Here is a 15,243-nt window from a genome sequence, read left to right as displayed (position 1 = left end):
TATGCTTTATTCAACTATTTCAATCATAAATGGCACAGAAACAATGAAATAATAAAAACCATCAAAAACATGATACAAAAAGCAGCCTAAATAAATGAAAAAAAGGATATACCAATTTCCACACTAATATTGACATTACCTGTGCCCGGCACACGTCCTCGTGTGCCGATTTATTCAATGTAGGTCAACGACCCCTTAGGGTCTTGACATTGCGCCCCAGGCGCAAATTTCCCCGGTTGGTCGGTGTTCCGGGACGCCGCTCCAGCGGGGTCGAGAAACCCGACAATTTCACTTGTTCCGTCAGGTCCTGAATTCCCTCCCCGCACCAGCGGGGGGGGATGGCGACCTGACGGCCCGTCTTTCCCGCTCCATCAGTTACTTACGTTTAAATTCCCCCTGATTTCCGCACAATTGAATAAATGGGGATTTCGACATTTATTCTTGACAAGAGGTCCAATAAAGATATATTCGATATCCCCAACGGGAATGCACAAATGGTGATGAAAAGATTGTAGAATCCGCAGGGGATTCGACCTATAAGACTGCCATGAATCGCAGGCCAACGTAACACCAGCCGACGACTATCATGGCCGGGCCGCGGAGATATTAGAAAAACGAGAACAAATCAAGATAGAAACACTCAGGATAAGGAGAGAATTATATCGAAAAAACAGTTGCCATCAGGAAAAGTTTGTCTTAATTTAAGGTGTTTTCCTGTCAGAATTGTTTGACGACATACACTGCCATGTCTAGGTACTAATTGGGACTAGGCCTTATGGCAATGAAATTAGCAAGTTAGTGTAAGGAAAAGAAATTGCCCGGAATTATTAATGACGTTCTGAAAGAAGTCGAGAGAAGACTGAAAAAGAATCCCGAAATTGTGTCATGGATTAGGGAATGCGTCGGCGATAGAGAAACCAAATCTGATCCGGTAATCAGAGGTTTCAATGGCGACCCACTCTGCAAGATTTATGCACTCAGAATACTGGCCGAGATTGTCTATCAGAATAGTACCCACCTAATAGATTTACTCTGCGCGTTTGACAATTATATGGATTCCAACTCTAGTTTAAAAGATCCAGTAGAGCGGACTTTTGGCTTTTCAAACTCAAATTCTATTATGCTTTTGTCGGGTCGAGACATTGAGACCAAAAGCTTAAATCGTTGTCTGCGTATAATTGAATGTAATTCTTTCGCTTCGTATTGTCTCAAGACTCCTTACTATGGATACAAGCAAACGTTGAATAGCGCTGAAAAACTCCGTCAATACGCATTGAGTAATCCAGACTGCCTCGCGAAACTCAAAACGAGTCTGGAGTTGTTTTGGTTCGGCCTTCCTGAGGACTTGCCCCCCAAAAGTTCGAGTCCCGGATCGGATTGTATGACGGAGTTGGCAGAATTTGGATTGTCATGTGAAGCTGCTGGTCGCTACTACTTCGAGACCACATTCAGCAAAAACGAAAACATGAAGCACTGCGCGAAACCTACAACTTTCGATACTCTCACGGCCAGCATTAATCCAGCGTTCTTCCCGTCTAATGGGGCAAGTAACTGGGGGCGCGCACGTAGGTTTAACGAGTGGCAAGCTTCCGCGCGGGAATCAATTCACACAACTCTAGAAAATCTTGAGGGATTTGATATCAAAGCCCCTCTTGGCCCTTCAATGGTTATGGAGGCGAGTTCGACTAGCCTTGAGTTTTTTGTTGACGTGGTTTGGTCAGAATTAATAGATTACAATCATGATTTTGAACGAGATTTTTTGTTTCTTGTTGAAAACGGAATTGTTTAATATCTTGATAATAAGAGATTGCTTATGGAAAAACGACTATATACTTTAAATGAGAAACAGGAGTGGTTGTCCGAACAATCTGCCGAAAATTTGCGTATATGGTTGAAGAATTTTCTGGGATCGGGTCGTCCTTGGCCACTTTTCTTCGATGCGTCGTATGTAGATGAGGCCCAAGTAGTTGCGGAATTCCATGACCGACTGGGCGATGAGGTTTTAAAGTCTAAAATAAGGTCGCAGATTGGCAATCTAGTACTTACACTTCGTCCAGAACATGATCCAGCGGGCTATATACGACAGCTTTCCATTCTAGTAGCTTACCTAAGATTAACTGAGGGCCCGGTGGTGGACCGTCTTCTTCAGATCGCGAAGAGGAACAGTAGCGTCAATGCTAAGGATGATGTTCATAGGGAGTTATACGTAGAAATATTACGTGTGCTTGTTGGACTTGGAATGACGCCGGATCTTCATACTATCCTGGATCGCGAGCTTACCGATCCCAAGACAATCAATTTATTCTTTACCAACCTATACAATTCCGGACCTGATGGTATAAATCGTGCTATTGAACAATTCCCTCGATTGTACATTGCGCAATCTAATGCTCCTGAAATTCAAGGGGAAATTCGTAACGTAGTTGCTGACTTTTATAGAATTATTGGAAGTAACGGATTTGGTGAGCGTTTCTTTACAATATTGTCTGCGCTCGTACAAATCGCGAAGGAGTTGGTCGATAGTTTCCTTAGAGATTTAGTTTTATTGGGTATGACATTTTCATATTCAGCAAAAAACCGGCAGTTAAATTTGTGTTGGCGAGATTGGTATCCAGACATGGCACGCGTTTGCGAGTTCCCTGATTCTATAAATGGGCGTAAATTGGACTTTTCCCTAAAGTCCTTCTGGAATAAGTTAACGGCAAGGGGGTCCATTGATTTAATGGCGAATCAGGAAGAACTACAAAAGCCTTTTCAGGATGCTGAAATCATGCAATATGAACAGCTTGGTGAACTGGAAATAGGACAACTTGTAAGCCTTTTGCCAGTGCAACACTAAAGGGCGCATATAAAATGGCAAAGCCAATTTGTGGACGTCTCCTGCAACTTCATAGAGATACAAGCGAAATCAACTATCATTTAAATGCTCTTGAAATTGACCACCAGCTACTGATGGAAGGATGGCAGATTGTTTTCGCGATCGATTTCTACGAGATTTTTCAGTACCTATACCCTCTACATAATATTATAATTTCTGATGATGAATTGGATAAAAAAAGCAGAATTGAAGATACGTTTCATTATGCCGCGCGTTCGTACCTATTTGATCATCCGCCAGATGTGGGAGAGCCCATACTTTTGCCTCCCTTTGTGTTTGAGCTGGGAACCCATATTACAAGGCGATTAGCGAATGCATTCAAATTTAGAACCGCACCAACCGACTTCTACAAATCTATTGAGAAGGAGTTGACATCCGAGGAACTACTGAGATTCGAAGAAGCGTTGGAACAACTCCAAGTATCTTCAGGGTCTATTGAACAGATTGGTGCACGTAACGAACTGATTGATTTGGTCAAGTCCAAGTTGCACAAATATTTCAAAATAATTTACTTCGCCAGAAATAGGTATCGCCAAGCATTAAACGACTTGATTTTATCAAAGCCAGCCCGGTTTCGTTATATAAATGATGCGATTCCTGAAGTACCAAAAGAGGTTTATAGCTTAAAACGTGAAGAGGTAATTATAAGTCCTTGGTATGATTTATTTTCACGGCTGCGTTCGCATTGGGATACGGATTTTAGAGATGCTTATGCCATTGAGCAGGTAGTCAGAATAAACGAATGGCTACAATCTCAGAAAAAGAAGAAGCTGGTACTACTTCTCTCTAGCGCCACTTCAATGTTTTCAGTAATGAATTGGGACATAGATGACTTTCTCTGCATCAAAGAATTGAGTGAGCTAAAGAAAATGGATAGCGCAATTGGATCTAAGACGTTTGCGGAAATAATCGAAATCTGTAAGGCGAAGAGAACTGCAGTACCGGGCAGGCCGTATGATGAAAGCAGAGGACCATGTATTATCAAAACTTTTGAAGGCCATCAGGTTAGAGCTCTTAGAACAATAGATACGGTGCTCCATTACCATTTCTGCTGCGGCGGTCAATTCAAGACGCGTGAGGAACGGTGGCAGAGTGTTCTCTCTGAAGTGTCGGATAGGAAATCAGTGTTTGGCCGACACCAAAGATGGCTATCTCCACATCTAGATGGAGTACGGAATACTACTTGTACACATTATGATTATGATAAAGATGAAGTCAATGATGGTTCCAATTGTTTAAAGGCTCTTGATAAAACTGAATTACCAGGAGTGACAAACGCAATTAAGGAATTTTATAAATGGCTGGATAAAATACAATATAGCGAAGTTTTTGCAAATTCAAGACATTTCAGTGATGCGATCAAGGGAGTCGGCATTAACGCAAAGGATGAAGAGAGGAATCTCGCCCTGACTCGCTTCATAGAGGTCGTAAAAAACAAGGGCCAAGAGATAGACCAGTTCTTTGATCGTGAGCTAAAAGGCCTTCTTCAAGATAGCCATTATTGGAATCAGATCCGTGACAATGTGATACGCACCGTATACCCAAATCTTCTACACGGAATAAGATATTACGTCGAGATCATGATTAGACACGCTGACAGGATTACGTTTGAGAGTGATGCCATTAGACGACATCTCCAATCATTACGCAAGTCTGCTTTAAAAGACGATGATTTAAATTCGGCAAGAGAGAGTTATGTTGAACTTGTACAGGTAGCCGATACGGACACCCCAAATTCGGAGACAATGCTTTTATCGACTCTATTGATGTTCACATTCGGGCAATATGATCAATGTAAAAGCCTGATTGATAGTTTCTTTACGGATGATAAAAGGGAAAGGCGCTGGGAAAGCTCATTCACGTACTTCCAAGTGTTAACGCTAACATTACTAGGTTGTGAAAAGAATGACGAATCGCTTATAAATGAAGCTCGACACATAGCTGAGGCAAGTCGAACTAACTATCCAAATGACCCGCTTATTCTATATTTAATCGGTACAATAGAACTTATAATCATCGAAAATAATGTGGAAATTAATATGCGGCCATTCGAAGAAGTCATTGAATCATTTCTAAATGCCGAGGAAGCTGCAAAAGGCAACAGCGCTTGTGAACTTGCTATCCTGAATAATCACGCAGAATATATTGTCCTCAGGAAGCCAAATGAGAGGGAGTGGCTAGAAAAAGCTCTTCCGATTGTTGATAAAATGATAAATTCTTCGGTTCCAAGAAGCCATTGGCACCCCGAGGTCTTCGGCACAATAGCGCGTGTTTTTTCGAAATGGGCGGCGCTCTTGGAACAGGATTCACGCAAGAGTGATGCCGCGGACTATTTAAAAACAGCAGTTGATTACATTAATGAGGCAATTGAGTGCGCACAGAGCTGGGGAATGCCGAGTGATATTATCAAGAAATTGGAAATGCTGGCCAAGGAGTTAAAAAATTAAACGGGTAACCCACCCGCCGCGGCGGGCTGTGGGAAAGTTCGATTCGGAATATATATCCAGGTAATTCGAAATCCTTGCGCCTGTCCCAGCCTTTTAGTCGGGATTTCCTCACTTACTTTCATCCAGATCCCATCCCCCGCCCCTCCCGCAAAATCCCCATCAATTCGATGGTGATTTAACAATACCCCCTTCTATTAGAAAGAGAGTTATATTTATGTCTATTAGCCCAAAACAAATCCCAGCCGGCCGTGTCAACACCCCATATCTGGACGCTCACTCCAACATGAAAGTCGCTCGCGCCCTTCAACTTCTCTCACCAGGAAATCAAGAACGCTATCTGGCCGCATTTGTAAACGAACTCCCTCTCGGATGCTTCGGCAATAACTCCAAGACCCGCTATGACTTAATGTATCATTACGCAAATTTGCAGCACCCGAAATCTGTCCGCCAAATTGAAAACAAACCCATTTCCTTTGACCCCTCGCTTTTCGCCCAAGTCCTTTTCCCTCAACAGCTAAACGGCATAAGAAAGGAGGCTGGAAGGCCATGAAATAATTAGTAATACGAAGCCAAAAATGGCTATCAATATGCCGCAAAAGAAGTTGCACCGTTTATAATTGGCTTCGCTCCCTTTTACGTCCCCCCTATTTTGTCGTAACTCACTATATCAGAACCAGATCGGCTCTCAGGAAACTATGCCGGGCGCAAAAGCTGATAAATGGACTTGCAAAAAGAAAGGAATCCTTTAAAATCGAAGAAACGAACCCCAACTTCCGGATGGGTGGCATTCCCAGGCCGTTCGCTTCGTGCGGACGGCTTGGGGATGAACTTTTCTACACTCTCTGCAAAATTTGTATTGAGTCGATGGTGATTTAACCTTCGCCCCCTTATGTAGAAGGAGTGGTTATTATATGTCCGTTAGCGAAGAAAAGCTCATCACCAATCAGGCCAACACCCAAGAATCGACCGGCCCCAAAACCTGCCATTTTGGCATTTTCCCTACAGGAGGGGCAACGTGATATTTTAAAAAACGAAGAAACAAACCCATTTTGCCGGTGCCTGGCCCCCACCGCCGCACATTTATTGTGCCGCGCGGGGCATCAGACCCGCCAAAGGCAGCCACCCCGCCTATAATCAGTGTGGCCTGCGCGCCCGCTTGCAGCTTTCTTAGATTAATTCCGGTTCGCCAGTCGAATCGCTACTTCCAAATCCCCAAAATCAAGCCCATCAAAAGGAATCCAATAATATGATAGAGAACATTCACGGCAGTCAGTTTGAACGGGCGGCTTTCCATGGTGTCGTTGACCATAAAAGTCATCATGACAAAGCAAACGCCAGCCACCAGTGCCACCATCAAGGCATCGCCAACAGTGGCCGCGGAAGTCCAACTGAGGACCCGCGCCATGCCGTAGGCGGCAAGCAGACTGCATATCGCGGCATAAATCAATTTAACCGGCGAAAAATCCTTCTTAACCTGTTCCTCAGTCTTGCCGATTCCGTTCATCCAGGCCTTGCCAAAAAGCGGCTTAGCATACCATATCGCGCCAAAGACAAAATAGGCCATCCCTGCCGCCGAAATGGCCGCATAATTGAGTGAGGCATGATTCATATAATTTCTCCTTTGGTTCAGATTGCAAATGTAATCATAGAGGTTTCAGTTCCACGATGTCAACTTAAAAATGGGCCGGCTTTTACATGCGGCGATTTTGGAGATATGCCCGCGCTGCTTGAATAAGAAAGAGGGCTCATCCTGAGCCCTCATGCTATTGCGGCCAATCCAAACGGTTAGATAAGAGAATACTACAAATCAATCCATGTTAGTCGCACACATAACAACCAAGTAATTTCGCTGCCGGGCATTCATGGTCGCAGACCGTCGGAGGATAATAATACTTAATTAGGTCCGCGCACAAATCCGGAGGACAATCCGGGTAATTGGGAACACCATAAAATATATGCCCGCCGCAGCCATACCCGCACGTATAGGCAGTAACCTCATTCGGCATAGCCATATATATGCCAACGCCGAGCAGGAAAGCAATTGCCAAGACGGTTAAAGAGCGTTTCATGTGAATAACATCACCTCCCTTCCTTATGATTTTCTCACATTCGGATGGTCGCAAGCAGCTCTAATCTCGCAAAAACCGCATGAATTCGCGGGACAGGTTGCCGGGAAATTGGGCCTGTACCACCTTAATCCTCCCCCCCTTGTCGATACCGAAAAGAGTCGGCATCGTTATAATATTGTATAGTCTTTTGGCTTCATAGCGATCATATCGTACAAGCACTACCTCCCCAAGGCCATTAAGATCGCCCTCATAGGGCCAGTTGCTGTAATCGATCGCAATGACAAAGAGAATCGGCTTTTTGATATTTGGTCTGACCTGAGCACGCCAATATTCAATCAAATCCTTGCATGGCTGGCATCCCGGATGAGAAAAAAGAATCACGGCCCGCCCGGAGCCGATAATTGATTTGATGTCGGAAGGTGTACTATCCGGCAGTACACACGGCAAAGTCGGGACAATGTCGCCCTCCGTAACGAAGGGCTGCGGATCATGCCCCCCTTGATCGGGACTTATGTCCTCGGACTGAAATCGCCCTTTTTGTCCCCCTGTTAAAGCGTAGCCGACATATATGCCGCCGGAGATACCGACAAATATCAATACACCGGTCAGGAGATATTTGACATATTGATTCTGCAGGACGCCCATTTCACAGTCCTCCCAAGAATGAAACTGGTTAAAAAATGTCTATTCCGTCTCAATACTCTCAATTGGTCATCTATTCAATATATTATTCTCTTTGGTATTTGCGTACCGCCTTCAGTTGCCGATAAATTCTGCGATATATTGATTTGTCACACCATCAAAACCGAACTGAATCGCTTTTACAAAACCATATTGATCCAAGGCGAACATAATAGGCCTGGCCCGGATATTGTGAAAATCAGTCACATAATCATTTTCAAATTGTACCACGGCAGCGTTCTTGAAATTACTAAGATCTTCATCGTACGGATATGAGTCCGTTGGTACTGCTACAATCAGGAAAATGCCGAATTTGCTTATTGATTTGGCTTTTGCCTGCAAATAATCAAACAACTCGGAACATGGGGAGCAGTCATTAGCGGTGAAAACCACGAGGGAGCGCCGATCCTTAATCATTTCAGCAATATCCCCGGCGGTACCGTTGGCCAGGAGGCACGGAACAGGCGGAAAAGAGTCGCCTTCCTCTATAAGCGGGTGAAGATTTTCCTCTTTTAAGGTAAAATCATCAACCTCGAGACCGAGCGACGAGCCGAATTTGTGGCCGGTCAGCGCAAACCCCGTATATATCCCTGCCGCAACGACAATGGCAAATATGGCGAGCACCAACGCCCATTTTACGACGGCGCGCAATCCAATCGGAGACTTCAATGTCCCTCCAGAAGATGATCTTAGATGTTGATTATACCTACCTTATCATAAATACTCAATTAGCCTTTGTCAAGCATTTTTCTGTGTATTATTGAATTTTTGCGAAATAAATGTGGACTATATTTCCGCGAGTAGAATATCGTCGGGAATACTAATGGAAATTTTATCCCACAAATCGATTACCAAAATTATAAATGAGGGGCTACCGAAACAAGAAAATATCGAAAATCCCAATATTGAAGGTGCAGAATTGAAGCGCTGAATTACTCCCCGGTTGCGGAATACAGATTAAGGGAACGCAGACTTTATGCGCCTGGTTCTTTATCGCTTCTCATAACTCCCCCAAATAGGTCTTGCGCACCATCTCATTGCCGGCCAAATCAGAGGCTTTCCCCTCGAGACGAATTGCGCCCGTTTCCAGGACATACCCGTAATTGGCGACACTCAACGCCATGTGTGCATTCTGCTCCACCAGAAGAATGGTAGTTTTCAATTCCCTGTTGATTTCTACAATCTTCTGGAATATGGTCTTGACCAGTATCGGTGCGATGCCGAGCGAGGGTTCATCGAGCAGAAGCAGTTTGGGGCGGGCCAGAAGCGCCCTTCCGATTGCCAGCATCTGCTGTTCGCCTCCGGAAAGCTTCCCCCCCGGTTGTTTGATTCTTTCTTTCAGTTTCGGAAACATGAAAAAGAGAAACTCCATATCCTTTTCGATTTCGGCCTTATCGGTTCTGAGATATGCTCCCATTTCAAGATTTTCACGCGTCGTGAGATTCGCGAAAATCATCCGCCCCTCCGGGGCATGCGAAATCCCGGCGGCCACTATTTTATGCGGCGGCATGTTGGTGATGTCGTGACTATCAAAATGAATGCTCCCTCCGACGGCTTTGACCAATCCGGATATGGCCCTCAGGGTGGTCGATTTCCCGGCCCCGTTGGCGCCGATAAGTGTAACTATCTGTCCCTCTGCGACAGAGATATTTATTCCCCGCAGAGCACTGACGGCACCGTACCGCACCTGAAGATTATCTATCCGCAGCATAAATTTCTATACTTTCTCTCCCAGATATGCCTCGATGACCCGGGGATTGTTCTGTATCTCCTGCGGCGTTCCCTCCGCAATTTTGACGCCGTAGTCGATGACCGAGACCCGCTTGCAAATACCCATCACCACGCGCATATCATGTTCAATCAGGAAAACGGCGCTCTGATAGTGCTCCCTTATGGATGCAATGAGCTCCATCAGAGCCGCTTTCTCGGAAGGGTTCATCCCGGCGGCCGGCTCATCAAGCAGAAGCAGCCGCGGCCGCGCGGCCAGCGCCCGGACAATTTCCACCCGTCGTTGGAAGCCGTACGGAAGAGAGACCGCCATTTCGTCTTTTACTCTTGTAAGGTTAAAGAAATCAAGTATTTCTATGATTGTATCATGAATAATCCTTTCCTGATGGTGCAGGTTTTTCATTTGCACGGCCGCCTGCGCAAAACCATAGCTGATGCTTTTCTGCAATGCCGCCTGCACGGTCTCATATACCGTCAGCGAGGGAAAGAGCCGAATATTCTGAAAAGTCCTCGCGATTCCGAGCCGGGCGACATGATACGGTTTCATCCCGACAATGCTGGAACCATCAAAGAGAATCTCGCCCGAGGTCGGCCTATAGACGCCGGTGATTATATTGAACATCGTGGTCTTCCCCGCCCCGTTCGGGCCGATCAGCCCAAGCAGATCATCGGACTCAATATCAAGGGTCAGTTTCGATACGGCCACCAGACCGCCGAACCTGATAGTGCAATTTCGAAGCGATAGTAAAGCCATAGTTGCCGCCTGTAAATCCTCTATGTTCCGGTCGGTGCTTTGCGGAAAGAGCACTTGACATTTATGCCGCCGCCGAACAATCCCTGCGGACGGCTGAGCATGATGACGATAAGCAGCAGGGCATAGATGACCATGCGGTATTGGGCGATGGCGCGAAGCGCCTCGGGGAGAATAGTCAATATGACCGCCGCCAGAATGACGCCGACGATGCTGCCCATACCGCCGACCACAACCATTACCACGATTTCGAAAGAGCGCAAGAAGCCGAACTGGGAGGGATTGATATAGGTAACAAAGTGGGCGTACAACCCTCCCGCGATACCGGCAAAGAAAGCTCCGGTGACAAAGGCGACAACTTTGTAGTGAGTGGCGTTGATACCGATCGCCTCGGCGGCGATTTCATCATCGCGTACCGCCAGAAACCCCTTGCCGTAAGTGGAATGAATCAAGTTCCAGATCAGGACAATAACAACGGCCACCACGCCATAAACCCAGAAGAAATTGGACATCTTGGCGATGCCGGTGAAGCCGCGCGCCGCCCCCAGAAAATCAAGATTCTGTATGATGACCCTGATGATCTCGCCGAGACCAAGGGTGGTGATAGCCAGATAATCGCCTTTCAGGCGAAGACTGGGGATGCCGACCAGAAGTCCGAAAAACGACGCCACCAGGCCGGCTGCCAGCAGCGCCCCGGTAAAGACGGCATAGCCGGTCACTGTTCCGGGCTGGGCATGCGCCGAGAAGGTTATCACCGCCGAGGTATAGGCGCCGATGGCCATGAATCCGGCATGCCCCAGCGAAAACTGCCCGGCAAAGCCATTGATGATATTGAGACTGGAGGCAAGGATGATATTAATACCGATGTAGATGATAATCTGATAGTAATAGGGACTGATGCTTGATTCGAAAAGAGACAGAATCCCGGCCGCGATCAGAGCGCCCAGAAGATATAGCTTTGACAGATGCCGTTTCATAAAACCATCAGACTTTCTCCGCTTCATGCCGTCCCATGATTCCGGAGGGTTTGAAAAGCAGGATCAGGATCAGTATGGCAAAAGCGATGGCATCGCGGAAAGTCGGTGAGATATAGCCGGTAACAAAAGTCTCGGTCAGGCCGATAATCAGTCCCCCCAGAGCGGCGCCGAAAAGATTGCCGATGCCGCCGAGCACGGCCGCGATAAAGGCTTTCAGGCCCGGGAATATCCCCATCAGGGGATTGATGCTGGGATAAACCGAGGCATATAGGAGCGCAGCCGCCGCCGCCAGACTGGAGCCGAGCACGAAGGTGAATGATATCACGGTGTCGATATTGATTCCCATCAGCGCCGCCGCCCGGTGGTCGTATGAGACCGCACGCATGGCGGTGCCGAGTTTTGTTTTGAAGACTATCAGACGCAGCAGCAGCATCAGCGCCAACGCAGTGACTATTACGACTACCGAGTTGGTGCTGATAACGAGATTCTTGGCATTGACAATAGCCGCCGATGGAAAGAGAGTCGGAAAGAGCTTGGGGTCGGGGCCGAACACCAGCTGGCCGCCGTACTCCAGAAAGAACGACATGCCGATAGCGGTGATAAGTACAGTCAGCTTGGGGCGCGAGCGAAGCGGCCGATAAGCCAATTTCTCGATTGTGACGCCCAGAACGGAGCAGACGATCATGGCGATCAGCATGACCAGAATGGCGCTCAGAAAAACCGATCCCCCGGCTATTTTCATGACCTGGGGCGCCGCATAGTAGCCGACAAAGGCCCCGATCATGAAGACATCGCCATGTGCGAAATTGATAAAGCGCAGGATACCATAGATCATGGTGTATCCGAGCGCAATGAGGGCGTAAATACTCCCCAGGGAGACGCCGTTTATGACCTGTTGAAGAAACTCACTCATCGAGTGCAGCCGCAGGAATTTCCTACGGCTGGATGGTCTCCTTATAAGTCAACTTTCCATTTACGACTGTGATTATTACAATCGATTTGCGGGCGTTGCGATCTTTGTCGATGGTGATTAATCCGGTGACGCCGCGGAAATCCCGGGTAGCCACGAGGGCATCACGGATTCCGGCGCCATCAATACCGCCGGCTCTGCGGATAGCATCAAAGAGAATCATACCGGCATCATATCCCAGCGCCGCAAAGGCATCGGGAATATCCTTATAGAGGCTCTTATATTTATCGGCGAAATTCTGCACTACCGGGTCAGGGTCATCCGCGGTATAAGCCGTGCTGAAATAAGTATTTTCCATGGCGGCGCCGCCGATCTCCACCAGTTTACCCGAATCCCAGCCATCCCCGCCGATAATCGGCATATTCATGTTCAATTCGCGGGCCTGTTTGACAATCAGCGCCGCCTCGGTGTAATATCCCGGTACGATCACCGCCTCAGGTTCAGACCCCTTGAGGGCCGTCAACTGCGCTTTAAAATCGGCGTCACCCTCGCTGTACGCCTGCACCGCCACTACCTCGCCGCCCAAGGCGCCAAAATTCTCCTCGAAAAATTGCGCCAGCCCGATACTATAATCATTCTTGATATCCTTGAGCACGGCCACCCGCTTGAGTTTCAGGGAGTTGAAAACAAATTTGGCCAGAACCTCGCCCTGAAAAGGATCAATATAGCAAACCCGGAAAATATAATCTCCCTTTCTGGTCACCTCGGGATTGGTGGAGGCGTTGCTCACCATCGGAATCTGATTGGCCTGACAGATGGGGGCCGCCGCCAGGCTCCGCGAGGAGGATACCTCCCCGATCACGGCCACCACTTTATCGCGGGATATCAGCTTGGTCACGGCGGTGGCCGCCTCCTCCGGCCGCGATTGATCATCCTCGGTAATCAGCTTGATCTTCTTCCCCAGCACGCCGCCGGAATCATTGGTCTCCTGCACCGCCATCATCAGGCCGCGGTGGGTCGACTGTCCGAAAGTGGCCGTGGTGCCGGTCAGTGACGAATATTCCCCGATCAATATTTCGTTTTGATTGGTGCTGCTTCCACAGGTGATCATCAGCAGCATGAGAACCGCTGTCAAGACAACCGTAAAACAGATTTTCCAATGGCGCATTTTTACCCTCACTTGTTTTCTTTTATGATAACACGATCAATTTAACTATGTCACGAAAGACCTGAATTACAATCAACATCAACGTGTTTATTTTCCGTCGGACAAATCAGGTATAGATTATCTTCAGTTCCTCAATTCGCCGTGGAATATTCACGTCATGGGCGCATCGGGCCGTGCAGTTAGTACAGGAACGACAGGCCCGGAGTCCTCGCGTTTCGGAGATATCGTCAAGAGTGGTCCGCGCCTGATGAAAATCAGAGTACTGTGCGGCGTACATGTATGTGCGCATGAGCGAGGGAATATCGGTTTCATGCGGGCAAGTGGCCAGACACCGGCGGCATTGGCGGCAGAATCCATAACTCAGTCTGATCTTGTTATCAGACAGGAATTTTTTCTCCTCGGCGGTATATTCGAGATCGTAGGCAACGGCAAAATCCTCTTTCATATGTTCGAAATTGTCGTATCCCGGAATGGCGGTGGTAATGCTCTCGTTGCGGAGCACCCATTTGAGGGCGGCCGCCGTTGCGGTTCCATGGGCATATTCAGCGGTGGAATCAGAGCCGGGCAGGCGCCTTCCCCCGGCAAGAGTCTTCATGGCGACAATCCCGACTCCTTTGGCGGCCGCATTCTTGATGGCATCACGAAGAATCAAATCATCGGCCATGGTGAAGTTGCAGGAAGTCAGGACGACATCATAGAATCCGCTCCGGGCAACGGCATCGATAACGGCCGCCATTTCGGAATGGGTGGAGACACCGACAAAGCGGACTTTCTTCTGCTCCCGGAGCAGGCCCATTGCCTCAATGCTGGCCGGATTCAAGACATCATCGACACTGCTGACATCATGCAAATAAAGAATATCGACATAATCCGTATTGAGCCGCGAAAGACTGCCTTCGAAGGTGCTGTAAAATTTCTCCTTTATCTGGGTGGAATTCAGACCGCGGCGCAGAGCGGGGGCCATTATCTTGGTAGCGATAGTTACCTTATCACGCACTCCCAGCTTATTTATGACAATTCCGACCATCTGCTCATTACGTCCATATTGATAATTGCCGGCGGTGTCAAAATGGCGCACGCCCGCTTCGTACGAGGCCCGCACCACCTCGGGATTATCGGCATTCATCACTCCCATACTGATTATCGGTATTTCCAATTTAGTTCGTCCCAGCCGGCGGGTGATGATTTTGCTTTTCGCGGGCGCTGCCTTTTCGGAAGTCTCCTGAGCCAGCGGCCGGCCGGCAGGAAGACTAAGAAGTCCCGCAGATATCAGGCCCGAGACGGCGGTGGTCAGAAAGCCCCTCCGGGTAACACCGTCATTTTGTTCCTCCATACTATCCTCCAGTGGTATCATAAATCATGCCATAGAAAAGGATGCAATTCAAACCATGACTCTTGCCTGCCAGCATACCGCAATCTCCATGTTTTTCTGCAAACACAATATCGGGAGATTAATAGGGCCGGGTCAATAGATATAAAGCGATTTGCCTTCTTGGGTAATATCTTTATAAGTGTGTAAAAACGACAAGAGGTGTATCCTTAAGATTTACAAGCTGATTCAAAAGGAGACACCTAATGTCGTATAACGAGTTAGATTTTAGCAGGAGAAACATAGTCTTTGCGCTTTCGGAAGT

At 47.5% G+C, this 15,243-nt stretch carries 12 protein-coding genes; 3 read left to right on the top strand and 9 right to left on the bottom strand.

Annotation, left to right across the window (positions count from 1 at the left end; genetic code table 11):
• Nucleotides 1-814: 814 nt before the first annotated feature.
• Genes NT002_00670 through NT002_00660 form a run of 3 tightly spaced genes read left to right on the top strand, consistent with a single transcriptional unit; the run spans nt 815 to nt 5,325 of the window.
• Nucleotides 815-1,789: a hypothetical protein gene (locus NT002_00670; protein ID MCX6827790.1), complete on the top strand. Its 975-nt coding sequence runs from the start codon at nt 815-817 to the stop codon at nt 1,787-1,789.
• 24 nt (nt 1,790-1,813) lie between these two features.
• Entirely contained in the window at nt 1,814-2,839 is a 1,026-nt protein-coding gene (locus NT002_00665; GenBank protein ID MCX6827789.1) for a hypothetical protein, read from the top strand.
• A gap of 14 nt (nt 2,840-2,853) precedes the next feature.
• The gene (locus NT002_00660) at nt 2,854-5,325 is read left to right on the top strand and encodes a hypothetical protein (GenBank protein ID MCX6827788.1); all 2,472 of its coding nucleotides are present in this window, start codon (nt 2,854-2,856) and stop codon (nt 5,323-5,325) included.
• Nucleotides 5,326-6,523: 1,198 nt separating this feature from the next.
• Here the strand turns inward: NT002_00660 and NT002_00655 are convergent.
• The 9 genes from NT002_00655 to NT002_00615 all read right to left on the bottom strand — a co-directional run bounded on the left by NT002_00655 (nt 6,524) and on the right by NT002_00615 (nt 14,942).
• A complete protein-coding gene (locus tag NT002_00655; protein MCX6827787.1) occupies nt 6,524-6,934 on the bottom strand; it encodes a DUF1761 domain-containing protein in 411 nt (136 codons plus the stop codon).
• A gap of 520 nt (nt 6,935-7,454) precedes the next feature.
• Nucleotides 7,455-8,039: a hypothetical protein gene (locus tag NT002_00650; GenBank protein MCX6827786.1), complete on the bottom strand. Its 585-nt coding sequence runs from the start codon at nt 8,037-8,039 to the stop codon at nt 7,455-7,457.
• Between the two features lie 111 nt (nt 8,040-8,150).
• Nucleotides 8,151-8,744 carry a hypothetical protein gene (locus tag NT002_00645; GenBank protein ID MCX6827785.1) on the bottom strand — a complete coding sequence of 198 codons (594 nt, stop codon included), beginning with the start codon at nt 8,742-8,744 and terminating at the stop codon, nt 8,151-8,153.
• 331 nt (nt 8,745-9,075) lie between these two features.
• Complete coding sequence (locus NT002_00640; protein MCX6827784.1) at nt 9,076-9,786, bottom strand: ABC transporter ATP-binding protein; 711 nt, start codon at nt 9,784-9,786, stop codon at nt 9,076-9,078.
• 6 nt (nt 9,787-9,792) lie between these two features.
• Nucleotides 9,793-10,557 carry an ABC transporter ATP-binding protein gene (locus NT002_00635; GenBank protein ID MCX6827783.1) on the bottom strand — a complete coding sequence of 255 codons (765 nt, stop codon included), beginning with the start codon at nt 10,555-10,557 and terminating at the stop codon, nt 9,793-9,795.
• A 20-nt stretch (nt 10,558-10,577) separates the two neighbouring features.
• Nucleotides 10,578-11,531, bottom strand: a complete 954-nt coding sequence (locus NT002_00630) for a branched-chain amino acid ABC transporter permease (protein ID MCX6827782.1) — start codon at nt 11,529-11,531, stop codon at nt 10,578-10,580.
• Between the two features lie 7 nt (nt 11,532-11,538).
• Nucleotides 11,539-12,444 carry a branched-chain amino acid ABC transporter permease gene (locus NT002_00625; GenBank protein ID MCX6827781.1) on the bottom strand — a complete coding sequence of 302 codons (906 nt, stop codon included), beginning with the start codon at nt 12,442-12,444 and terminating at the stop codon, nt 11,539-11,541.
• Nucleotides 12,445-12,466: 22 nt separating this feature from the next.
• A complete protein-coding gene (locus tag NT002_00620; GenBank protein MCX6827780.1) occupies nt 12,467-13,609 on the bottom strand; it encodes an ABC transporter substrate-binding protein in 1,143 nt (380 codons plus the stop codon).
• Nucleotides 13,610-13,715: 106 nt separating this feature from the next.
• Nucleotides 13,716-14,942: an aldo/keto reductase gene (locus tag NT002_00615; GenBank protein MCX6827779.1), complete on the bottom strand. Its 1,227-nt coding sequence runs from the start codon at nt 14,940-14,942 to the stop codon at nt 13,716-13,718.
• Nucleotides 14,943-15,243 lie beyond the last annotated feature (301 nt).

Source organism: Candidatus Zixiibacteriota bacterium (assembly GCA_026397505.1).
Taxonomy (GTDB): Bacteria; Zixibacteria; MSB-5A5; order GN15; family PGXB01; genus JAPLUR01.
This window is presented reverse-complemented; position numbering and strand designations above follow the sequence as displayed.